This is a genomic window from Candidatus Hydrogenosomobacter endosymbioticus (assembly GCF_021654655.1).
GTDB classification, from domain to species: domain Bacteria; phylum Pseudomonadota; class Alphaproteobacteria; order Holosporales; family GW7; genus Hydrogenosomobacter; species Hydrogenosomobacter endosymbioticus.
The window spans coordinates 613,252-636,436 of record NZ_AP025225.1; the positions used below are offsets into that span (position 1 = coordinate 613,252).

A 23,185-nucleotide genomic window follows, 5' to 3' on the forward strand; every position below is an offset into this window, starting at 1 on the left:
CTATATATGAAACTGGACACTCGATCGCTTAATGTTCTCTATAGGATAGTCGAGCTTTATTTAGATGGAATCCCGGCGGTGGGGTCGCGTACTCTTTCAGCTCTTATGGCAGGGTCTTTTTCGCCCGCGACTTTGCGTAACACTATGGCCTCGCTGGAGCGAAAAGGGTTGCTGTTTTCCGCTCATGCATCTTCTGGAAGAGCTCCAACGGCTCTCGGTATAAAACTGTATGTTCAGCATCTATTAAGAAATTGTTCATATGATTCAAGACTGCCTAATATGAATGCAAGCATAGCAAGAGGCTCTGATATAAGCGGAATCGCAGAGGTACTTGCTCAGTCGTGCAACTGCATGAGCATAGTGATATCGCAGCACAGCGAGCGGATAATAAAAAGGATAGAACTTATTCGAGCTGATAGCGAAAAATGTCTTGCAGTAATTGTTTCTCAAGATGGACACGTTGACAAAAAACCAGTGTCTATTTCGAGCCATGTTAGTAAGTCGGATATAGATGAAGCGATTAACTGCATAAACGCTTATTCGAATGGAAGAACTTTGCGTGAGGCGCTTAGTGATTTTAATAGAGATATAGCTGAACGACGAAAACAAGTAAGCGATATTTTGTTCAATATGGTTAATAAAGGTCTTGAAGATAGTTCTCCTATACATAAAAAGTCGTTTGCAATAAGCGGGCAAAATAATTTGCTGGATTTTGTGCAAAGCATCGGGGATTTAGAGAAGTTTAAAGAACTTTCAACTTTGATAGAAAAACAAGAAGAGTTTTTGAGTATTCTTGATCAAGTTGTGAGCAGGGAGACGGATGGTGACGGAGCAACTGAGAGCGCTGGAATGAAAGTGCTTATTGGAGGAGAGTCTGAGTGTGAAAAGTTCAGCATAGGCGGATATTCTTTGATAATTTCTCCACACAAGGATGCGTCATTAGGAGACGGAGTTGTTATAGGAATCGTTGGTCCATTGTGCATGAATTACAAGAAGGCCATTTATATGATAAATTCTATAGTAAATGCGAGCGAGGAGATCTGTGAACATGCTTAACTGTGGAAATGAAAATGAGCGAAATGTCGAAGAGATGGCGCTCAAAGATACCGATTCAAAGGGTGAAGTTAAAGAATTGCGAGACGAGATCGATGATCGTGTCGACAACATGGCGAGAGAAATAGATAGCCTTAGGAAGGATCTTTCTGAGTCGAAAGAAAAACTGCTGCTTTCGCTTGCTGATATGGAGAATTTGCGTAAACGCTTCGAGCGAGAGAAAGAGGATACGCGTAAATATGCCATAGCTTCATTTGCGAAAGAGCTATTGTCTATTGTTGACAGTTTCGAAAGGGCTTACGCCTCGTCATTTAAAGACATGTCTGGCGAGAAGTCTGTATTACTGGACGGTATAAAAATAATACAGAAGGAGTTTGAAAAAACGTTTATGGCCTTTGGCATAAAAAAGATAGAGGCGCTGGGAGCAGAATTTGACCATAATTTTCACCAAGCTGTTGCTAGCGTTGAGCGTTCGGCAGAAGATAGACCGGGAACAGTTGCTGAAGTCCTGCAAGAGGGGTATTCGATTCACGACAGGATACTTCGACCTGCTATGGTTAAGGTCTTTGATTGACGTGTGTTTGCTTTACGTTGGTTTGCTGCTTGTATGTTTTTGTTTGTTGCGACTAGTGTATGGATTTGTTTTCATACTTGCCAATTTTGATATACACTATCTCATGGGCTTTCGTTCGTTTTTGACTTTTGCATATGGGGAGCGTCGGATTTCGTTTTCAATACATGGTAATTGTTTTTTTTGCGTGGATGTTTTGTTATTTTTCTTACCACGCAGTGTATGGAAAAAGGGGATATATAGCATGGATAGAACATAAAAATCGTATTTCGGAGGCGAAGAGTGAGCTAGACCTTCTCAGCAGGCAGCGTGCTAAGCTTATGGATAAGATAAGTGTAATGCAAGATGATATAGATAAAGATTCTTTGGAGCAATTGGCATGGGAGCAGCTTAGGTATATAGACAACAAAAAGCTTGTTATTCTACTTCCCGGCGGTAAGGGCAAGAGATAGGTATAAGAGTCATGGTTTTTGGTTCGAAATATGGATTTTCCGATTTGCGTTGATCTTGATGGAACATTGCTTCGTGGAAGCACTTTGCCTATGGTTGCTAGGCTGTATCTGGAGCAACGCCTTTTTTTACTGAAGGATTTTTCGTCAGTGAGGTGGGCGGCTGTAAAAAAGAGCGTGTGTTCGAGGATAGATTTTTCCGGGCAAGTGTTTGAGTTCAGAGCTGGGCTGGTTAGTTTTTTGAAAGAGCGTCGAGACTGTGGAATCAAGATTTTTCTTGTTACTGGCGCAGATCAGAAAGTTGCTGATGAAGTTGCTGGAAGAATTGGTCTGTTCCATGATGCTATTGGTAGTGATGGTTTCCGTCACCTTGTTGGAAGGAATAAGGCTCGGTACCTTGCAGAAAGGTTTGGGAAGTTCCGGTTTGCTTATATAGGAGATAGTTATAGAGACATGTTTGTATGGCGCTACGCATCAGAGATAATTATTGTGAAAAATTCTTGGATTCTTGTTTCTGTTTTGTCAGCAATAAAAAGACGTGAGCAGAATATGATTTGCAGGTTCGTAGACTAGATGTCTGGGCTATTCTGTTGTGAACAGCAAAATATATTGCTAACAAGAGAGGCCTTTGGACTGGTTGTATTGCTTTGTCATAGAAGAAAAAATATAGACGAGAGCCCGCGGATCTTCTGTGTACTGGTTTTTATGAGCGGAGAACCTATTTTCCAATTCCACTGTTAACGCTTTGTTTGACTCCGCCTAGCCCCTTAAATACAACCGAAAATAACACTGTCATCCCGGGCCGCACATCTCTGCTTTTGAATATTGAGTGCTTCAAAGATATTCCTGCAGAAAAACACTCATCGTTGTATGAGATGGAGACAAATTTACTAAGCGTATTATCATGGCGATGATAACGGCCCTCTTTTTTCTTTCTAATTGGCATTATTTTATCAACTTTTTCCAAACTGGTGTGGCGGCGCATACCGTTAAGGTCTAATATGCAACCGGCTGAAGCGCTCCAAAATTCTGCGAATGAGGAACTCAATGCAAACGAAAGCTGTTCGAATCTTTTTTGTTTTTTATCAGTTGTCGCAGGCCTGTTGAGGAAAGTATATGTTCCATGAGCGCGCAGCTCGCTGGGACCAAGCGAGAACGTTGCTTCTTGATACATTGGACTTAGATGCTTATTATTCACCCTGAATCTGTATATAACGTCGACAAATCCATCGAACAAGTCTGCTCGAGCATTTCCAACGACATTTGAAAACCCTTTTTCTATGCCGATCGATTTCATAATCTCTGGAGGTTTTGAGAATGAATAGCTCTGGCCAAGGAATGCCGCTACTGTGCTTGAACATATTCTTCTGCTTATATCGATTCCATAATTGCATCTAGATCCGTAATCGAGCCTGTCCTTCCCAGGAAATCGGTTTTCTTGGAGCACTTGCCCGTCTGTGAAGTCAACCCCTAGACTGTCCTCATTTTGTATTTTGATACTGTCTTTCTTTGTAGTAGATGTTACAATTTGTGCTACTGGACTTATGGTAATGCCGCCTAATTCATCAACGAAAAATGGCATTTTCCAGCCTACTCCGGCCTGCGGGAACATTCTGTTCGCAGAATTTTTAAATTTTTTATTTGTCGATATTTTTCTCATCGGTTTGTATTTTTGAGAAAAAAGAAGCTGATCGGACTGTTGTTGCTCATCGAAGACATCCTCTATATCGTCGTAGAAGTACGTTTCTGAAGATGGTGTTTCCGACTTCTCGCATACCAGAGCTTTAGCTGTTTTCGCTCTGGAGTCGGGACGCTTATTCTTGAAATAAAGGGAGTGTAGTTCATTTTTTATGCGGTTTTGCTTGTTGTGATACACATCTTCTCTTATGTGAACAAAAGGAGTAAAAAGCTGTCCTCCAGGAGCTATGGCGTCCATTGTCCACGAAAGTTGAACAGATGCGCGTTGCATATTGTTTCCGAATTTACGTGCTAAGGAGAGAGCTCCAACATCAACCATTGCTCGGCTGCCCCACAAAAGCGCGGGGCTTACATATGTATAGTTAACAGATGGGAGTATAACGGGCGAAGACTCATGGCTTTGTTTGTATAAAGTGTCGTGGGCTGACAAACTTTGATAGTGAAGACTTTCTACGCGCACATAGTGGTTTTCGAATGAGCGCGGAGTTACGAAGTATCCGTCTATTGATGAATTGGATTCCAGAAATGATGCGTTTCTTTTTCCAAAAAAAGGTCTGGCTCTAAAAAATGTGGGGTCGCTTGCAGCTATTTCATATATGTTTAAGGAAAAGTTATCATTTATCGGAAGAAAAGACTTCATTTCCCCATACCCTCTGGTGGCTGGTACGCGAGCAGCTCTTGCTTTTGATATAGCTCTTTTTTTTAGGACCTTAGTGCCGCGAAGAAAGTATTCGTTTTTATATTGTGCGACGGCTCCACTAATGGAAACTTCTCCGTCGTTAAATTTATGTTTAAATTTTTCTGACAGCATTGCGCCAGCTTTTGCAAAAGCGTACGGAGTTACTTTAAGCTCTGTGCTTTTATTTATAGCGAAGTAATAAGGCGTTGCAGCAAAAAAGCCAGTGGTTTTGTATATACTGGCCTTTGGAAATAAAAAACCACTTTTCCTTCTTATTGGGCAGCAAATGTATGGGGAGTATCCGACTGGAATCCCTAAAAGGTCTATTTCTGCATTTTCATATTCGATCATGTTATTTTTATTGTCTACGTCGATTTTGTCTGCATGTATAGACCAGACCGGCGGGCGAGATCTGCTGTCTCGGCAACGCTCGCATGGGGTGTATGAGGCGCTTGTGAAGCGCTGGTTGTCTCCATTTTTTGTAGCGACTTTTGCTGTAACTCGCTCTCGTTTACTCGTAATGACCATAGGATTAACCACGACTCCGCGCTCTAGGTCTTTTGAAAGATTAACGTGATTCGCGAACGCGATATTAGCGTTATAGTCTTGGAGAAATACTCTCCCGTCTGCAATAATTTCTCCAGCTTTTTCGTTGTATATGGCTTTGTCTGCGAACACAGATTGTCCATCCTGTAGTATTACGACATCTCCCTCTGCAACTACAACGTCTAAGCGTTTGTCATAGCTAACACTGTCAGCCATGAGGACTACGGGCATGCTTTTCTTTTTTTCTATGTCTGCTTTGGATAGGCTAACTCTTTTGCCAGATGGTTTTGTATGAGAATAGACGGTAAACGGAAGTAGAGCTGCGTAAAATAACGTAAACCAACTGTGCCGCAAAGTCACAATTCCTCAAATGAAGCTAACATAACCTAACAACTAGCTATGCTACATCATTAATGGATCTTGATACAAGGAGGTTTTTCCCTGCATTCTGCGGCCCAAAGAACTTTTTAAAAGATTTTTACAGTTTTTTACAAGCGGCTTTTTAGGCAAGCAAAGTTGCCGCTTCTGAAGCTTGTTTCATTCATTTATCAATGTCTCATGGAATTATTATTTATCTGTTCTTCTAGTTTTCTTAAGGCGATTGAAAGAATTTTTCTAGCTGCCATAACTCTAGCCTCTGTAATTTTAGCTTCGTTGTCATTTATTTCCTTGACTAACTTGTCTTCTAGTACATACTCAGTGTCGTCATCATGGATCAGTGTTGCCGAGATTGGTTCTTGGCAAGGTTCGTTTTCTTCATAGCTTTTTTCCGCTTCTGAAGGTATCAATTCGATATCTTTTGGTTGAAATATCATGATTGATTGAGGGGACTCACTTACCGTTTTGTCTTCGAAGCTGCAACGTTCGTTTCTTGGTGCAAGGCAACCATTTGCAATTCCCTCGTTTTCTGGCTTTTGATTGTTCTCAGTCTTTATGGATTCTGCAAGGTTTGGTTGTATGCTTCTTATGCCATGTTTTTCTTTGTTAATATCTATACGAAAAGCATTTTGGGTGCATTCATTTTCTTTTTTTGGTTCTATAGAATAATCGACTATTTTTTTTGAATCGACAGAATAAGGGAAATCGATTGATAGGTTTGTCGCCGCGTCTGCCGTAGTAAATTTTGGTGTTTCAGAATAGTATGTTGAGTCGCATGTTAGATCGTCTAAGCAGCTATAATTGGAAGGGTAATTTTCAGAAGGTAAAGAGAATTTATAAAATTTGAAGAAGCAGCGCTTTGAATTTTTCTCAGCTTGAACTTTTCCTATACATGCAAATATGTGTTCCATAGTTTGAACTATTAGTATGCTAACGCTGTTATGAAAAATCTGTGAGTTAGAGGAGTCATAGATCAAAGAGCTGGTTGCTATGGCCGTCTGTTTAAAGTTATTGCTTTCCTTATAAGAAGAATAAAAAGAAAATTGGCGCTCATAGATTTCTGCTTGTGCGTTCTGGATACTATGAGCAAAAACTCCTAAGGCTCCTAAAAAAGAGGCAAACTTAGTATAGAACAAAGCCATGGCTTCTCAGAAAATTAACAATTCTTAATGAAACACATGCTACACGATTGTTAATTCGTATACAAGTAGAAAATATTAATCATCATTAATATCAGAAAGAGGTTGCTCGGCATCTTCGTCTGAAAAGCTATCACAGCTGTTTTGATAGGCTTCGCCCTCCAACCCGACAGCATTATTCGCTCTTTTTACGCTCAAATCTGGGTATCTGTGACGTAGAGTTTTAAGGTAAGCCGACCAAAAAACTCTCTGCAATTCTGATACAGCTCCGTCTTCAAGAGCAGATCGCTCGTCTTCTTGTATGGTATCTGGGTCTACAACGTCGATGCGGATCAATCCCACAACATACGCGCCATTTTTAACCGGAACCACTGCCAACTCTCCTGGCTTGAGGAAGAAGAAAGCTGCTTCTTTTACTGCTGGTGGGGACGAATTTTCTGAATCTGTAACAGAAATTCCTTGCTCTATTATGCAGTCTGTCTTAGAGATGGATGTTTCATCTATCTTTCCGTTCTGCAATATTTTGTCTTTATACTCGTTTGCCAAGGCCACAGCGGTCTCCCTACGCTTTGCCGCAGTCCACATATTCTCTAGAACACGTTTTGCTTCTGCAAAAGACATTTTTTTCTTTGGGGATATTTTGTTTAGGGCGATCATATATGAAATTCCGCCAAATACATGCTTTAATTCTGGGTCCTGCCCTTTCTTCATTCCAAATATTGCTGATAGCAAAGAGGTTCGAGCGTCCTTAGCCTTTTCCTTCATTTCTATGAACCCTAAGCTTTTTTCCATTTTTCCGCTGGTGTCGTTTCCTTTTTCGTCGACTGTGATTGTTGATATAGGAAGGAAAAGTTGCTTAGCAATGTATTCTATGGATCTACCTTCTCCAAGAAAATCCTCTATTTTGGAAATTATAGACTCTCTTTTTTTCTTAGCGGCAGATGCTTTGAGTTCATTTTCTAGGTCTTGTTTTACTGTTTCAAACTCAGCAGTTATTCCTCGATTTTTATATAGCTCTCGAATTTCCGCTTCTTTTATAGAAATTTTTTTGGCTAAGTCTGTGACGGATATATAAATTATGGAACATGATCTATATTCAGGCGCATAAACCTCTCCATTCATGTCAGAATACATTTTTTTTAAATCTGATTCTTCTGGAGCGCGGACCGTAACAGTGTTTTCGTTGAAAAATTTGTATGCGAAAGAGCGCTTCTGAAACCTCCCCTTTATTATGGAGTTTAGCAGAACATTCGGGCATAAGAGCTGGGCCTTAAGGGCCTGAGTGAGCAATTCTCTAGCTATTGCTTTTTTTTCTTCTTCTATAAAAAGCTTCTCTGATAAACCGAAATATGAAGCTTTATCGCAAAATATCTTAGAGCTAAATTTGCCGTTTTTGTCAAAAAATTCGTGGTTCTTCTTTATATTTTCCATAGCCATGTTATCAGATACTTCAATTCCGAGCCTTTCAAGCTCTAGATCCAAAAGCTTATCATTTATTACAGATTCAATAGCCATTTCCGTTATCTCGCGCCTATGGCTTTCTTTTGAAACGTTTCCATATAATACGCTTAGCATAGAGATTTTGTTTTGAAACAGGCGGCGAAATTCTTTTGTTCTGACCTCGCGGCCACCTATGGTGAGTACGGCAGGATCTCCCATCCTAAGAGCTCCCTGCCTAAACGACGTTGCAACAAAGCTCACCGCTATGGTGATAAAAACAGCCTTTGTTAACCAAGAGTCTTTTTTTTTCGGGGTTTCCATACTTGAGAAGAAAAACAAAGTCATCCAACGAAACCAATGATACATGCTTGCTACATGAGCTTCAATAGATGTGCTTTATTAGGTTGCGTCGGACAATGTTTGGCCAAATTGTAAAAGCGCTATTTTAGAACAGAATTGCCGTCAATACATAGTTAAAAATCAGTATCAGTATTGAAGAAGATACAACAGAGTTAGTAGTTGCAGTACCTACGCCTCTTGCTCCTTTAGACGCATTATACCCGTGATAGCATCCCATAAGCGTGACTATAAGCCCAAAGCATACAGATTTTATGATTCCTGCCGTGATATCTGACAGGGCAACAGTTTGAAAAGTCTCTCCTATATAAGATGTTGCCTCAGAGTGGAATTTGTATACAGATACGGCGCACCCTCCTGATATACCAATAACATCAGCTATTACTGTAAGAAATGGCATGAGAGTGACGCCGCAAAATATGCGCGGAAACACAAGATACTTAATAGGGTCTGTGGATAATGTGTGAAGAGCATCGATTTGTTCCGTGACGCGCATAGTGGCTATTTCTGCTGCTATTGAAGAGCCGATTCTTCCAGATATCATAAGTCCGCTCAGAACGGGGCCAAGTTCTCTTACTATTGATAACGCAACGACATCTGCCACAGATTGGTCGCCTCCGAACCTCGAAAAAGCGGTATATGTTTGGAGAGCAAGGACCATACCGGTGAACAGGGCGGTGAACGATATAATAGCTACTGACATGAGGCCTATGTCTATGGCTTGCTTGAATATTTGTCGAAAATAAACTGGTGGTAGCAGGCCTTTTGTAGAACATTTGAAAAAAAAGCAGACAACGGCGCCAGACGTTCGTATAACTGACAAAATGCACAGTCCTACGTGGCCAACCATGTTGAAAAACCTCATCGTTTCCGATTCCTCACGCGAGCACACAGCAGCATACCATAATTGTTCGGTTGATGTCGTTATTTAACGGAGCCTCTTTTTTCCAGCGGAAGCGGAATGCTGCTTCCAGCGCTAGACAGCAACATATAGATCGTTATATCGAATATTTCTTGGGAATCTAGGTGTATAGGTGTTGGATTCTTGATCCGACGTTTGTCAAAAGTTCCCAAGGAGTTGTTTTTATAGCTTTTGCTGCTTCAGCAAGGCTTATATTATCTCCTATAAACTCTATCCAATCTTTTTTATTGCAGTTAGCGTCTGTTACGTCGATAGTGGAAGCATTCATGGAAATAAGGCCGGCAAATTTACACCTAACGCCATTAATGAAGGCTAAACCACAATTGCTCATAGAGTATGGAAGACCGTCGGCATATCCTATGCCAACAACGGCTATTCGAGAATCTCTGTCTGCTATAAAGGTTCTGTCATAACCAACGCTCTCTCCTTTTTTTATGTGATGGATATGCATGATCTTAGCGTACAGAGAAGCGACATTTTTTGTCGTTTCTTTTATAGGAACGGCCGAATCTAGCCTTGGAACGCCATACAGTGCGCGTCCAGGCCTAACCAGGTCATACAGATACTCATCTCCAAGGTATATTCCTCCAGACGCCGCGACACTTTTTTTTGCTGAGGGCCATTTTTTACATATATCATCGAATTTTTTTATTTGAAATTTATTGAATTCAACGTCGATATATGATGCTGCCAGATGAGTAAATATCAGTGAAATGCTGGTAGATTGCTTAAATGACTGGTCGACAGCTAGCGCAGCCATATCGTTTTCGCTAATTCCAAACTTATAAAGCCCCGTTTCTATACAGGCGATGCAGCTAATTTTTTTTTGCACATTTTTTGCGTATGACTCAAGCATTTTTGCCTGAGAAAAAGAGTTTATGGTCGGAGTAATTCTAAGGCGGTCCATGCATTTCAGAGCCTTATCGCTAAACCAATCTAGACATAAAATTTCTATTGATGGGAAATTTTCTCTGAGACAGATGGCTTCATCGAGAGAGGATACAAAAAATTTTTTGGCACCTTCTTCTTCTAATGCTTGCGTCGCGGCTATCATTCCGGTGCCATATGCGTTTGACTTTACAACAGGTGCGCATTCAGAATTTTTTGCAAGCGCTGCTATTGCGCGATAGTTATATTTTATTGCGTTAAGATCTATTTTTATATACTTGTTTAATTCTTCTTTATATTCGGATGCAAGTTTGCATGGAGTCGATGACTTGATTCCGCAATATCCCTTGTGTAATAAGGTGTTTAAGTATAACACGACTGGAGTTTGTCAAATATGCGATACGAATAACTATACAGAGTTGCTTCAATAAGTGAAAGCGCCGTTAGGATTGTTAATTGCTGGCTTCATTCGATGAATTAGTAGGTATATACGGGCCATATAACTTCAGAAAATTTTCTTTTCTCAGGTGATAGTTTATGCACTTTCCTATGCTTGTCGCCATCGTTTTAGAACAAGGTTTTATCGAGCTAAACAGTTTTTCATGCAGATTTTTTCCCATGGGAACATTTGCAGAAAGTATATACACGTATCTTATGTTTTTTTTCGGCTCAAGGTCTATGAAAAGAGAATCAAGAATCCCAAATTCTGTGCGAGTTTTTTCATCAGGGCTTGAGCATTGAAACGAACACCCAAAAGACTTTGCTCCGCTGAGAGCTGCCATTCCAGCTATATATGGAAATACAAAAAGGCGGTCTCTTTGAAAATCAAACTCTTTCTTGTGTAGAGATGAGATCAATTTATCGATACACTTGCGATTGTCTTTGTCTATGGAAACTCCTTTTAAATAAATGCTATTTTTTGACTGCACTTTATTTTGTGTAATTTTTAAGCAGTTTTCATATCTGTATATGTGATTGCGAATTATGAATGGGAATATGCATAAAAATGACGTTGCCGGTAAGAGCAAAGAATAAAAATTGTTTATTTCAAACGCTTTTGTGACGTCGTATACGAACACGATGATCGGAATACTAAAGATTCCTACGGAGTGACTTATCACATACCACGGAAAACAGGCCGTTCCAAATGAGGACATGATAGATGGAATGGCGCACGCGAATATCAGAAAAATTCTCTTTTTTGAGGAAATTTTTGATATTCCAAGCTGTTTGCTAAACCATGAATATGAAAAGAACGTCACAACTGAGGCGAAAAAGCAAACGGCCGTATACATTCTTCCGCAAGTTTTTGGGCTCCACCATTGGAAACCTATTCGTGAGATGTTCGCAGCTATGAGACTTATTGCGAACAGAAGTGCCGCTAGCCGGAAAAGCTTGCATGGAAGCGGGTATTGCTGACCTTTTTTGTATGAATACATTATCGCTATAACAGCTGAAGTGAAGACAATTATCCAGATGTTATGATGCAGAGCCCACGAAAGGTCAAGCAGATAATTTCGCAGCATGGATGCGTTATATCCACGCAGCTGTGCTCGGTATAGGTCTGGGAAGTGCTTGTATATGCTCCAATTGCTAGCGCAATATATGGAAACTATAATTGCGCTTGAAAATGTTGGAATTGTTAATCTGTATAAAGCTGAAAAGGCTGTCTTTAATGTTTTTATTTCAAGTAAATCCGGATTCATTAATTTATCAGATGCGAACATAAAAATAGGAGTTGTTGCAATCATTGCTAGTCCGAACGATGGACGCGCAGAAAAGGCAACGAATATTGAAAGGCAAATCAACGCGTACGATGCAAAATCCCAATTTTTATTTTGCGCAGCGAGCATGCGCGCAACTACTCCGGCTACCCATAAGTATGACGCGAACACCGCAACGGAAAAATATGATAAAGAATTATTGACGAAGGTGTATATATAGAACGATTGTACAGCAGCAAATGTCTGAAAAATTCTTTTTGCATAGACTTCGCGGTGCCACGGAGCTTCCTGAGCAACATAAACATAGACCACCTTTGCGGTAAATTGAGAAAGCAAAAGAGCAATTAGCAAGACCAAAAATCGATATCCCGCTACGCTGTGGTTAAATATGCGTCCGACATAGTGAAACAGCTGATAATATGTGCTAAGGAACAGAGGGTGTGTATCTCCACCATTTATAAGCAAATACTGGTGATAGCCTTCTGCGCAAAGATCGAAATTAAACAAGGAAGCGAAGGCTATGGCAGAGAATAAGGCAATGACGAACGTCGATGAAAGCATAAAGATCGATTTTTGCGAAAAGTTATCTGATGCGAGCGCTATTTTATTTGCAGACGGCGAGTTAAGTGAGGAGTCAAATGTTCTAGAGATCGACATCATGAGTTTAGCGCCAGAGACTGAAATAGCCATAGGGAAAAGCGATAAAGCTATCAAATAAGAGGGCGAATAACAAAAAGCTCCGATGGAAATCATGTATGTACTGGAGCAAAGAAGAGCTAACGACAAAACAATCGGAGCATTCACTATAATTTTTTCCTAATTCTACCGCCAGACAGCCGCAGGTGTGACGCAACCGTCATCTTCCTATCCTGTGCTGGTTCTGGGATTCTGGTGCGCGCAAAACGTGGCGAACACGGGCACATGATATCAAGCATGAAAAAACGCGTCAATACAGGTGTTATTCGGCAAATAAGTTGGTAAGCCGCCAGCTATTTGGCTTTTTTTACTCTAACGATAGCAGATGGGGATCCGTTGAAGCTGATAGAAAAGTCATAATCTTTAAATAAGTTGGTAAGCCGCCAGCTATTTGGCTTTTTTTACTCTAACGATAGCAGATGGGGATCCGTTGAAGCTGATAGAAAAGTCATAATCTTTGCTGTTTTCAAACTCAGACTCTATGCGTCCGAATCGACCACTCTTTAATTCTGTTCTGCTGCAATTGTGCGAGCGGCTTCTATTCGAGGACTTTTTAATCATGACTCTGGCCGAGCTTGGCATAAACAAACCAACCTCTCCAGATGATATATTTATTTTTATTGACGGCTTTTTTTCCAGCGTTAATCCATTTACCTTTTTTCTTTCCGTAATTGAGTGTTCGGAATATTGGATTTTAGCAACAGCGCTTCTAGATGTGATAGATAAATCTTTCTTTATTGAATCTATACTTACGTCCGTTTTGCAAGAATTTATGGACGCAGACTCTAGGCTGCTTTTCGAGCTTCTAAGAAAAAGCTCGCTCGATTTTACGCGCAGATTCTTTTTCATTCCAAAAAGGCAGACGTTTAACTTTTCGCCCTTTACGAACACATCTATATTTTCAGGGACGTTTATATCGCACGCAACTTCTATTTTTCCAGCATTTTCTCTGGAAACGCCGCTAAGCGCGTCTACTATAATGGCGCCAAAACTTCGTTTTATTAAGTCTTTCCCAAGAGAAGAGTTTTTGACTCTTATAAAGGAAGAAAAAACCCTATCCTTACTTCCAGTCACGACGATTTTAGCGCAAGACGACAACACAACAACCCGTTTAACTGTGTCGTCGAGCAGCATATTACACACAAGCTCTTTTTCGCCGAGATTTTTTCTAGCCGAAGCAGGACAAGACCGAAGCAGCCCAACACAATTATCGCAAGCAAAAAAGCCGCAAACAGCCCAGAAGAAAAGAAGGCCGCGAGACAAAGGAAAAGGACCCATCGGGAACTAGAAACCTTCCTTTTGCATTCTTTTTTGCAAATTTTTCTGCACGCGCTTCATGGCTTCCGCCTTCTTCTTCTTTCTTTTTTCAGATGGCTTAACGTAAAATCTTCTTTCTTTTTGTTCTTTTATTACGCCATCTCTTTGAATTTTCTTCTTTAATACGCGAATAGCGCGTTCAACATTCCCATTTCTAACTATTACAGGAAGCACACAAGACCCCAGTTACAACATCTACCGAACAATTATATTGCAGCTAGACCAGCAATTCAACAGTAATTGGTGCGCTCTATGGTTTTTATAATGGTTATCCGGACAGATTTTTGTAACGTTATAGGGTATTTGTCGAGCACAGTAACTTGAAAAGTTGATTGTTTTGTAGCTAAAATATCGTAAATTTTAATCATACTATTGACAAAGCAAAATTATTAAAACAGACTGCGCGTGTCCCCTGCGGAGGAACCCGGTTCTAGCAAGGAATTTTTCCTGTTGTTTTTAATCTGGGAGCGGCTTGTTGAGCTTAATATCGAAAATTGGGATATGGTTTATAAGGGGAGCGCATGGAAAATAGAGTGCAGCGCGGTCGTGAAGGTGGTGTAGATGGCTTTTGCGACGCTCTTCTCGATAGGCTTGTTGGTGGCGGAGCTTTGTCTGTTGATCAAAAAAATGTCCTTATGACAGAATCGCAGGCTTCTGGTAAGGACATAGAACAGCTTTTGATCGAACTTTCGTTAATAAACGAGAAAGAGCTTAGCGATGCCATGGCTTTTGTGCACGGAAATGTCCGTATAGCTATGTCTGAATGTGATGTAGATTATAACCTAGTGAGACAAGTTCCAGAAGATATTGCAAAGTCGTGCTGCGCGATTCCGGTATCAAAAACGGAAGGAGATGTAAATGGCATAATAATAGCTATGTCTGATATAAATGACTTAAAATCCTACGACGCCATTCGTAAATTTTTTCCAGAAGATTATATGGCTGTTCCTGTGGCGTGCACAAGATCTGAAATTCTCGAAGAGATACATAAGGCCTATTCCAGTAGTCGGGTTTCTGGTGGAGATGATGATTTGTCTCTTCTTTCTTATAACGACGAAAACTCTACGATAGAATTCGTACAAAACGTTCTGGAAGATGCGGCCAGGAAAAAAGCTTCTGATATACACTTTGAACCAGAGAGCATATTTGTGCGAATAAGATATAGGTGTGACGGAATTTTATATGAAAGGTTTTGCTTTCACCAAAAGTTGTGGCCTCCAGTTTGTGTGCGTATTAAGGTGATTTCTGGAATGGATATTGCAGAAACAAGAAGGCCCCAAGACGGACGCTTTTCTCTAGACGTTTTTGGAAGGAAAATTGATTTCAGAGTCGCTTCGCACCCAAGCATTTATGGAGAGAGTATAGTAATACGCATACTTGATAGGGCTAGTTCTCTTATATCCATGTCTAGGCTTGGGTATTCGGAAGACTCTCTTGCAAAAGTGTTCGAATGTCTGGAAAAGCCAGAAGGGATGATAATACTTACCGGACCAACGGGATCTGGAAAAACCACTTCTCTATATGCCATGTTGTCTTTAATAGATGCAAAAAAAACGAAAGTAATGACATTGGAAGAGCCTGTGGAGTATTGCCTTCCTAACATAAGACAAACAGAGATAAAAGATGGCGGACCGCTTACATTTGTTGACGGCATAAGGTCTATTTTGCGGCAGGATCCTGATGTGATTTTAATAGGCGAGATGCGAGACGATGCAACGGCTAATATGGCTATTAGAGCGGCTATGACTGGCCATAAAGTGTTCACCACCCTTCATACAAACAACGCTCTAAGCGCTATTTTCAGGTTTCTTGACTTTCGCGTACAGCGCTCTCTTTTGTCTGGAAATATAAACTGTATAATTGCTCAGAGGCTTGTTAGGGTTTTATGCCCTAAATGCAAGAAGAAAGAGAGATTGCCAGAGAAGAAAGCGTATCATTTCGGTCTTGAAAAAGCCGTAGATGCGTTTGTCTCTGTGGGCTGTGAGTCGTGTAGATTTACAGGTTTTTCTGGAAGGAGGGCTGTTTCCGAAGCTATATTGATGAATGGCGAAATGGAAGAAATGATACTTGGTGGCGGATCTTACGGCGAGATGGCGGATATGCTTTATAGAAGCGGTTTTAAGTCTATGTTTGATGACGGTCTTGAGCTGGCCTTGTCTGGGAAAACAAGTTTTGACGAAGTGCAGAGAGTTGTCGGTGTTAACTCGCTTTCTTTGAGAAGGCGCGTAGTTTTTGCGGAGAATGCTGATGGCTCTGTATAAATACCAGGCGCTTGACGAAAGAGGCCAGTTATTGTGGGGGTATATCAACGGTTCTACACATGACGATGCTTTTAATAAGCTTGTGAACCGTAAACTTGATCCAATAGTAGTGTTTAAAAAATTTGATTTATTCGGAATTTTACGTTCTAAGAGCGCTGCGGAGGATATAGAAAGATTCTTTATGTACCTTGAATACTCCCTAGATGCAGGAGTTTCTATTACTCAGTCTCTTAGAAATATTGCGCCTTCTTTTAACAAAGGGTTTCAGGCGATAGTCCTTAGCATACAAGATGATATTTACCATGGACAAATGCTTTCGAAAGCATGCGAAAGTTTTCCGTTCATATTTCATCCAATAACGCTTTCTCTTATAAAAATAGGAGAACAATCTGGTAAATTGTCTGATTCATGTAGAAAAATCCAAGAATATCTGAAACTTCAAAGAGAGAGAAGGTCTAAGATAGCGAAAGCGTTGAGGTATCCTATCTTTAGTTTTGTCTCATTCATTATGGCTGCGGTATTTTTTGTAACATTTTTTCTTCCGGATTTGATGCAATTTTTCGCTGCGTACAATATACAACCATCATTTTGTACAGCTCTATTGGTATGTATAGTTGAATTTCCTATATTGATGTCGTTGGAAATGTTGCTGTTATTAGTGGCTTTTTTACTGGCTATTTATATTTTGTTTAAGCCTCAATCCGGGATTTTTTTCGGAAAAGTGTTTTTTTCTTTTTTCCCGTTTGCGAAAATAATTGCTGATGCGCATTATTCAAGATTTCTCCAGTCATTAAGCATACTTTGCGGTGAGCATATGCGTCTCGTCGAAGCGATAGTTATATCCAAGGACACCGTTTCGTCTAGCTTTATAAGACGGCAGCTCGACGTGGTGTACGAGAACGTGATTTCCGGGCGTCATTTATACGAGGCTCTTGGTGAGGCGTTACTTTTTAGACCATTTTATGCGCGCATAATTCAGACAGGTGAAGAAACTGGGAGAATATCTCAGGCCCTTTACAGCGCATACGAAGTTTCGTACAGAGATACGGAGTCTACCGTATCGAAAATCATAGCTCTCGCAGAACCAACTCTATTAATAGTGATAGGCGCGATGTTTTTGTTTTTAGTAAACGCAACTATAGTTCCGTTGTACGAACATCTTGGGGCTATGAGCTATGAATAGTAAGATGTTTCGAATGCACGCTGTTGTGAACGATCCAATTCCAATCGAAGGTCTTTCCATTCAAGAGATAGAGCGGTCGAGCAGGTTTACGAAAAATCCTGTTGGAATGAAATTTGACAGAAAAAAGCCGATATTTGTTATATCTACGCAACGATACTATTACATGTACCAGGGAAGAGAAGACGCTGCGCAGCTTCTTACGGCAGTTGATAGCCATACTACTGACGAAATTGTAAAAATTATCAAATTTTTCAAAATATCTTCGATAAAAGTAATAGATTACACTAGCGAGCAGTTTATAAAACTGGAAAAATGTCCTGGCTCTCTTAAATATTGGCAATTTTTTCAGTGGTTTTTGCAACGCAAACGGTCGGCGTTAAGAACATACCTTTATAGCGGGGTATACGCCATAGCGAAGCATCAAGAAATTTTGTCTGTTGGAATTTCGTCGCAATCTGCAACCTCATCTTTAATGAGGGCAATAGAAACAGAAACGAGCTGCGCTTGCAGTTTGTATAGCGGCTTTCTAGAGCAAGGTCGCTTTCTGTTTTCTTTGATATCTCCGCTGAAGCCTTCGTACAAGCAAAAGGTATTGATTGTATCAATAGATCAAGAGATGAACATGGGGCAGTGGCTGTTTTGTTCTGGCCGTGTGTATTTTTGGAGATTTTGGACGCCGTCTCTTAAAGAAAATATAAATCAGCAAATTGTTCCTGCTGTTCAAAGTTTGCTGCGATATATGGAGAAAATTACAAATGTTCAGGACCTAGAAATAGCATTTGTGGCCGAAAGAAAAACAGAAAGCGCTGTGTTTTCTACGTCTTTTCCAATGAGTACATTTTTTCAGCCTGAAGACATATTGCTTTTGATGGAGAGGGAAAGTATTTACGCTTCGCCTAAAATTAGGTTGTTTCATAACCTTGTGTTATCTCTGAGGCGAAGGCCCTATCAAATATATAATCAGGGGTGGCAGATAGCTGGAAAGCTTTTTAAGCGATATGCTCCGCAGGTTCTTCAGGCCTTAAGCGCGCTGTTTCTTTTGACGTCTTCTGGGTTATTTTACCTTTGCCTGGGACTTCGCGAACACAACAAAGTAATATCTAAAAACCTTTCTATGTTGTCGCAAGAGCTTATGCGTATGCGTATCGAAGTTGAAAGCATGCCTTTTTCTATCAGACAGGCAAAGATGATTCAGGATATTCTTCAGTCGTCTGGTATGCAACAAGAGAGATTATGGACTTTTCTAGAGTCTATGACGGAGGTTTTGGGAGACAGTTATCTTCTTGAGTTTTTATCGCTTGAGGAAGAAAAAGTTCGTATCGGAGTTCACCCAATATTTCCACAGCAACAGGCTGTTTTTGATGTTTTTTTTGAGTCGTGGCAAAGAATTTTTCCAAGCGTACAATACCAAATAGTAAGAAGTCCAGAAGACTGCAAAGCAACCGAAGCAACTGCTGACAAAGGAAAATTTGGCGGGGCTGGAGAATTTTCTTCATTGGTAATAGAAGCTCGGTCTCCATTTCAGGAGCAAGTGAAATGATCTCATTTAAAAACTTGAGCAAAGAATCTGCGTTATTCGTGTTTTCCGTATGCGCAATGATAGCGATATATTCTCTTTGGGAATATTTTCGGGCGCTTCAAGTGTCGCTTGTTGATGAAATAGTGACGATCAAGGCTGAGCTCTCGAACGAGCGCCGTAGGTTGAAAACCCTGCGTAATACTATGGAGTCTCTTCAATCTGTTTTTAAGCAAGAAAGGGGCGGGAAAAAAATCTCTCGTCACTATTTGGGGGAGATTTTGAAAAATTTAGCAAATAAAAATAAACTATTGCACATCCACTTTTCTTTCATGCCGGAAAAGTCTATTCACAAAGATGCTTCTCTTACAGTAAAAAAAAGCTTTGTGCGTATAAACTTTTCGTCAAGCACAGACAGAGATGTAATGGAATTTCTCAAAGGGTTATTTAGCAGTTTTCCTGGAATTATTCAGTCAAAAGAGCTGAAATTGAAAAAAGAGGAGCTTAATGAGCAAGATGCCCAATTTCTTGGTATGGATTTATTGATAAGAGGGACTTATAGTTTTGAATGGTTTGATATTTCTTACATTTCTGATAAAGGAGCGTCTTAATGTCTCGCTTTTTGCTCTTGTCTGCAGTCTTTGTTAGCGCGTATTGCGGTGGGGCATACTTTGTTAACGAAAGCAAATTTTCGAAGCAAGAAGAAAAAGATTTTAACGCTATGCCTTCGCTATTTTTAACTCCAGAGCAATTGGAGAAAGCATCGAGACGAAAGCCCCTACAACAAGATTTTCCCGCAGAAATTTCTAATCAAAAAATGAGAACCAGGAAACCATTAAAAGTGGAAGGGATCATGATGTCATCGCAAACAAAAGAATGGATAATTTGGATAAATGGCAAGAAGATAACAAGCGAAAGCGATGACAAAAGTATTGACGGGTGGTCTATAGAGTCTGTTACTGACAGGGAGGTGATAATTTTTTCTCCTGGAGGAGAGAGGCAAGTCCTTGGACTAGAGCAATAAAAAAATTGTTTTTCAGACAGTTAGCTGGCTTTTAAAAGTAAGAAAGTTCGAGCTTTCTTAAGTTTTTTGTTTTATACTGTGGAGGTTGCTTGGCGGATTGAGGGGGGCTTGGATGTATAAAGATGATCAGAGCGAGACTTTACGCAGCGTTGATAAAGAGGAATTTTTATCTCGAATGAAAGAGTTTTATATAGAACTTATAGTATACATAGTTGCCTTTGTGCTCGGAGCTTTTGGTTTTCCTACTTGGGCTCCAATCCTTGCGTGGGGCATACTTTTGTTTGGGAAAGCCGAAAAGTTGGGTTTGTTTGAAGGTGTTTGGAAAAGCTATGTCAACTCGTGGTATAGAAGGAAGCCTCAAGGAGCGGTAAAAGAGGATCGAAAGCAAAGCGACATAAAAGCAGATGAATACGGCGACAAATAGATTCCTGCCTGCGGTTATATACACATAAAGAGATACAAAATATGGGCTACAAAAACAGCGGCTCCCTCTACAAACAGAGAAGGAGCCGTTCTCCAGTTATTGGGTCTGATCGTCTTTATGTATATCTTTTCTAGTAATTTCTTTTGTTTTATCATAATCTCTAGTATTCTCTGAACGATCATTAAGACTTTTTTGCTGTTGAGATATATTTTTTCTAGTAATTTCTTTTGTTTTGTCACAATCTCTAGTATTCTCTGGACGATCTTTTTGCTGTTGATTGGAATTGTTTCCCTTCATCCCGTACGCATCGCCGCATACAGCCAAAATAGCTGCTATTAGGATTAATTTTGTCATGATTTCCTCCCAGGTAAATGTTTCTCTGACGGCTACTTGTACCCCTAACTGTTATTGCAACGAAAAATAGAAAATTGCTGAAAATTTTTGGAAACCGCTCGCCATATCATTATAAACATGGGAATTTTCTAAAAGTGACAAAACCTATGTAATGAGATACCATTTCATGGTTGCCTTGAGCGGTGCACTGCATGAGAATGCGCGCGTAAAAACAGCTCTACAAACAGAGTTTACGAATGAAAGAGTTTTTATCCGATATGACTTCAGGGGATGCGCTGAATCCGCAACAAGAAGAAGCGGTTAACGCTATCGATGGCCCTGTTTTGGTTTCAGCCGCCGCAGGAACTGGCAAGACAAAGGTTTTAACTGTGAGGTTTTCTAGGATAATAGAGCAAGAAAAAGCTCATCCTTGGAATATTCTAGCTGTAACATTCACAAATAAAGCTGCAAACGAGATGAAAGAGAGGGTGTCTTCCGTTGTCTCAGTTCCTGTGAATAATCTTTGGATAGGAACTTTTCATAGCATAAGCCTTAGAATTTTGCGTAAGCATCATGCTCTTTGCGACAGGACGGCGTCGTTCTCTGTTATTGACACCGGCGATCAACTCAGTATAGTGCGCAAGATACTTAAATCTCTTGGTATGGAAAAAAAAGTTTCCCCTCAGGTAGTTGTTGCGCGTATAAACGATATAAAACAAGGAATGTTTGGCTTTAAGCCTAACCTTATTGATGCTGAGACGATGAAAATTTACAACGAATATAAATCGAATATTAAGTCGATGGATGCATTTGATTTCGCAGATCTAATAAATGAAGCAATATTTCTATTCAAAAAATACCCGGAGATACTTGATGAATATAGTAATCAATTTAAATACATCCTTGTGGATGAGTATCAGGATGTAAACAACGTACAGCATGAGTGGATAAAAATGCTTTCGGGTGCGCATGGTAACGTTTGTTGTGTGGGAGATGACGATCAGTCTATATATGGCTGGCGAGGCGCTAATATAGAGAATATTTTGCGTTTTGGAGACGATTTCCCTAATGCGAAGATAATACGTCTTGAGCAAAATTATCGGTCAACTGCGCACATACTATCGGCAGCGAGCGGAGTAATCTCGCACAATAAGCGCCGTTATGGGAAGGTTCTGAAAACCGATAACGGAACTGGTGAAAAAGTGTATGTGTATGGCCTTTCTGACAGCGGAGATGAGGCAAAGTTTATATCTCGCAGGGCGGAAGAGCTAAATAAATCCGGAAAAGCATTTTCTTCAATGGCGATATTGGTGAGAGCAACTTTTCAGACTCGGGAATTTGAAGAGCGCTTTATGATGGACGGTGTGCCATATAAAATCGTTGGCAACTCTCGATTTTATGAGCGTCAAGAGGTTAAAGACTTTCTCGCATACATACGCGTGATATTTTCGTCATATGATAATGTGGCGTTTGAAAGAGTGCTATGCGCTCCGAGGCGAGGTATTGGAGATGCCACGATAGAGGCGCTATATGCCGTGGCCTCTCAGTCGTCTGCGTCTCTTTATAACGCGGCGGAAATTGCTATAGGAGACAAAAGCGATGTTGAGGGAATCAGGAATAGCACGAAAATAAGGCTAAGAACTCTTATTTCAAGTATAAAAAGGTGGCAAGACATGGCGGGTAAAAAAACTCCTATAGAAGTTGCGGAAAATATACTTGCAGAGTCTGGGCTCGTGGAAATGTGGGCAGAACAGGATAATCCGAAGCATGGAACAAAACTCGATAATGTTCGAGACCTCATAAAAACTATGGAAAAATTTTCCAGCATAAGGGAGTTTCTTGAGCATACAAGCTTGCTTCTTGAAACGGGAGAAGATTCTGTTAGCGATAGCATATCAGTTATGACTCTTCATGCAGCGAAAGGGTTGGAGTTTGATGTTGTATTTCTTCCAGGCTGGGAAGAGGGAGTTTTTCCAAATATGCGTTGCATTGAAGAGCTGGGCAATAAAGGGTTGGAAGAGGAACGAAGGCTTGCATATGTTGGTATAACGAGAGCTCGCCAAAAAGCCATAATATGCTTTTGCTGGAGCAGAAGATTGCCGCAAGGATGGACATCTTCATCTCCTTCAAGGTTCATAGAAGAAATTCCTGCTGAAAATGTTATAATTTCTCTAAATCAGCAATACCAGCAAAGCGTCCAACAGAAAGAACGGGGACAGGGGCTTTCTTACGAATGGGCCAATATGTTTGGAAAAAAAAGTTATAAGGAATATTGCGCCTCTTCTCAGCCAGAAAAGCTAAACAATGGTTACAAAGAAGAAAAATTAGAGAGATATACTAGAAAGTCGGCATTTTCTGTTGGGCAAAGGGTTAGGCATCCGTTATTTGGTAAGGGGTCTGTATGCTCTTCTTCAGCGGACACGGTTTTTGTGGAGTTTGAAAATGGAATGGCAAAAAGGATAAGTGCGGGGTTTTTAGTAAAAGAATAGACCTTGCAACGAGACTATTCACAAAATAGTATTTTTTTGGCTGCTCTATAAGAAGTGGCCAGCAAAATGAAACGCCTATATCGAAGATGTTTCAGATT

The 23,185-nt window shown here is 40.4% G+C and carries 22 protein-coding genes; 13 read left to right on the plus strand and 9 right to left on the minus strand.

All coding sequences use genetic code 11. From position 1 onward, the window contains the following. Window positions 1–6: 6 nt before the first annotated feature. From HYD_RS02830 to HYD_RS02845, 4 genes are all read left to right on the plus strand, one after another. Window positions 7–1,056 (plus strand): HrcA family transcriptional regulator, encoded by a 1,050-nt coding sequence (locus HYD_RS02830; protein WP_236864731.1) that lies wholly within the window; start codon window positions 7–9, stop codon window positions 1,054–1,056. Further along, window positions 1,049–1,627 carry a nucleotide exchange factor GrpE gene (locus HYD_RS02835; RefSeq protein WP_236864732.1) on the plus strand — a complete coding sequence of 193 codons (579 nt, stop codon included), beginning with the start codon at window positions 1,049–1,051 and terminating at the stop codon, window positions 1,625–1,627. The genes HYD_RS02830 and HYD_RS02835 overlap by 8 nt, the downstream gene beginning before the upstream one ends. A gap of 164 nt (window positions 1,628–1,791) precedes the next feature. Further along, a complete protein-coding gene (locus HYD_RS02840) occupies window positions 1,792–2,076 on the plus strand; it encodes an FtsB family cell division protein (RefSeq protein ID WP_236864737.1) in 285 nt (94 codons plus the stop codon). Window positions 2,077–2,106: 30 nt separating this feature from the next. After that, window positions 2,107–2,646, plus strand: a complete 540-nt coding sequence (locus tag HYD_RS02845; protein ID WP_236864738.1) for a haloacid dehalogenase-like hydrolase — start codon at window positions 2,107–2,109, stop codon at window positions 2,644–2,646. A 145-nt stretch (window positions 2,647–2,791) separates the two neighbouring features. Here HYD_RS02845 and HYD_RS02850 read toward each other — a convergent pair whose 3' ends face one another. The 6 genes from HYD_RS02850 to HYD_RS02875 form a co-directional block, all read right to left on the minus strand. Next, a complete protein-coding gene (locus HYD_RS02850; protein ID WP_236864743.1) occupies window positions 2,792–5,356 on the minus strand; it encodes an LPS-assembly protein LptD in 2,565 nt (854 codons plus the stop codon). Between the two features lie 188 nt (window positions 5,357–5,544). Next, window positions 5,545–6,516, minus strand: coding sequence for a hypothetical protein (locus HYD_RS02855; protein ID WP_236864744.1), 972 nt, complete (start codon window positions 6,514–6,516; stop codon window positions 5,545–5,547). A gap of 75 nt (window positions 6,517–6,591) precedes the next feature. Further along, window positions 6,592–8,298 carry a SurA N-terminal domain-containing protein gene (locus HYD_RS02860; protein WP_236864746.1) on the minus strand — a complete coding sequence of 569 codons (1,707 nt, stop codon included), beginning with the start codon at window positions 8,296–8,298 and terminating at the stop codon, window positions 6,592–6,594. 100 nt (window positions 8,299–8,398) lie between these two features. Then, on the minus strand, window positions 8,399–9,202 hold the full coding sequence (locus HYD_RS02865) for an MlaE family ABC transporter permease (protein ID WP_236864748.1): 804 nt from the start codon (window positions 9,200–9,202) through the stop codon (window positions 8,399–8,401). A 130-nt stretch (window positions 9,203–9,332) separates the two neighbouring features. Next, a complete protein-coding gene (gene alr / locus HYD_RS02870) occupies window positions 9,333–10,496 on the minus strand; it encodes an alanine racemase (protein WP_236864750.1) in 1,164 nt (387 codons plus the stop codon). 76 nt (window positions 10,497–10,572) lie between these two features. Then, window positions 10,573–11,646: a hypothetical protein gene (locus tag HYD_RS02875; RefSeq protein ID WP_236864752.1), complete on the minus strand. Its 1,074-nt coding sequence runs from the start codon at window positions 11,644–11,646 to the stop codon at window positions 10,573–10,575. A gap of 79 nt (window positions 11,647–11,725) precedes the next feature. Here HYD_RS02875 and HYD_RS02880 point away from each other — a divergent pair, with 79 nt between their 5' ends. Further along, window positions 11,726–12,064, plus strand: a complete 339-nt coding sequence (locus tag HYD_RS02880; RefSeq protein WP_236864754.1) for a hypothetical protein — start codon at window positions 11,726–11,728, stop codon at window positions 12,062–12,064. Window positions 12,065–12,364: 300 nt separating this feature from the next. Next, a complete protein-coding gene (locus HYD_RS02885; protein ID WP_236864756.1) occupies window positions 12,365–12,562 on the plus strand; it encodes a hypothetical protein in 198 nt (65 codons plus the stop codon). A 365-nt stretch (window positions 12,563–12,927) separates the two neighbouring features. Here HYD_RS02885 and HYD_RS02890 read toward each other — a convergent pair whose 3' ends face one another. Both HYD_RS02890 and rpsU read right to left on the minus strand, forming a co-directional pair. Then, window positions 12,928–13,818, minus strand: a complete 891-nt coding sequence (locus tag HYD_RS02890) for a hypothetical protein (RefSeq protein ID WP_236864759.1) — start codon at window positions 13,816–13,818, stop codon at window positions 12,928–12,930. Window positions 13,819–13,824: 6 nt separating this feature from the next. Further along, window positions 13,825–14,031, minus strand: a complete 207-nt coding sequence (rpsU, locus tag HYD_RS02895) for a 30S ribosomal protein S21 (RefSeq protein WP_236864761.1) — start codon at window positions 14,029–14,031, stop codon at window positions 13,825–13,827. A 347-nt stretch (window positions 14,032–14,378) separates the two neighbouring features. On the opposite strand from rpsU, the gene HYD_RS02900 reads away from it, so the two are divergent. From HYD_RS02900 to HYD_RS02925, 6 genes are all read left to right on the plus strand, one after another. After that, window positions 14,379–16,118 (plus strand): GspE/PulE family protein, encoded by a 1,740-nt coding sequence (locus HYD_RS02900; protein WP_236864763.1) that lies wholly within the window; start codon window positions 14,379–14,381, stop codon window positions 16,116–16,118. Then, window positions 16,105–17,301 carry a type II secretion system F family protein gene (locus tag HYD_RS02905; protein WP_236864765.1) on the plus strand — a complete coding sequence of 399 codons (1,197 nt, stop codon included), beginning with the start codon at window positions 16,105–16,107 and terminating at the stop codon, window positions 17,299–17,301. Before HYD_RS02900 ends, HYD_RS02905 begins: the two co-directional genes overlap by 14 nt. Beyond that, window positions 17,294–18,841, plus strand: coding sequence for a hypothetical protein (locus HYD_RS02910; protein WP_236864767.1), 1,548 nt, complete (start codon window positions 17,294–17,296; stop codon window positions 18,839–18,841). Before HYD_RS02905 ends, HYD_RS02910 begins: the two co-directional genes overlap by 8 nt. Next, window positions 18,838–19,428: a hypothetical protein gene (locus HYD_RS02915; protein WP_236864769.1), complete on the plus strand. Its 591-nt coding sequence runs from the start codon at window positions 18,838–18,840 to the stop codon at window positions 19,426–19,428. The genes HYD_RS02910 and HYD_RS02915 overlap by 4 nt, the downstream gene beginning before the upstream one ends. Beyond that, a complete protein-coding gene (locus HYD_RS02920) occupies window positions 19,428–19,841 on the plus strand; it encodes a hypothetical protein (RefSeq protein ID WP_236864771.1) in 414 nt (137 codons plus the stop codon). Before HYD_RS02915 ends, HYD_RS02920 begins: the two co-directional genes overlap by 1 nt. 112 nt (window positions 19,842–19,953) lie before the next feature. Continuing rightward, window positions 19,954–20,265, plus strand: a complete 312-nt coding sequence (locus HYD_RS02925; protein ID WP_236864772.1) for a hypothetical protein — start codon at window positions 19,954–19,956, stop codon at window positions 20,263–20,265. Between the two features lie 96 nt (window positions 20,266–20,361). On the opposite strand, the gene HYD_RS02930 is transcribed toward HYD_RS02925, so the two are convergent. Next, complete coding sequence (locus HYD_RS02930) at window positions 20,362–20,619, minus strand: hypothetical protein (protein WP_236864774.1); 258 nt, start codon at window positions 20,617–20,619, stop codon at window positions 20,362–20,364. A 236-nt stretch (window positions 20,620–20,855) separates the two neighbouring features. On the opposite strand from HYD_RS02930, the gene HYD_RS02935 reads away from it, so the two are divergent. Continuing rightward, window positions 20,856–23,087, plus strand: a complete 2,232-nt coding sequence (locus HYD_RS02935) for an ATP-dependent helicase (RefSeq protein WP_236864776.1) — start codon at window positions 20,856–20,858, stop codon at window positions 23,085–23,087. Window positions 23,088–23,185 lie beyond the last annotated feature (98 nt).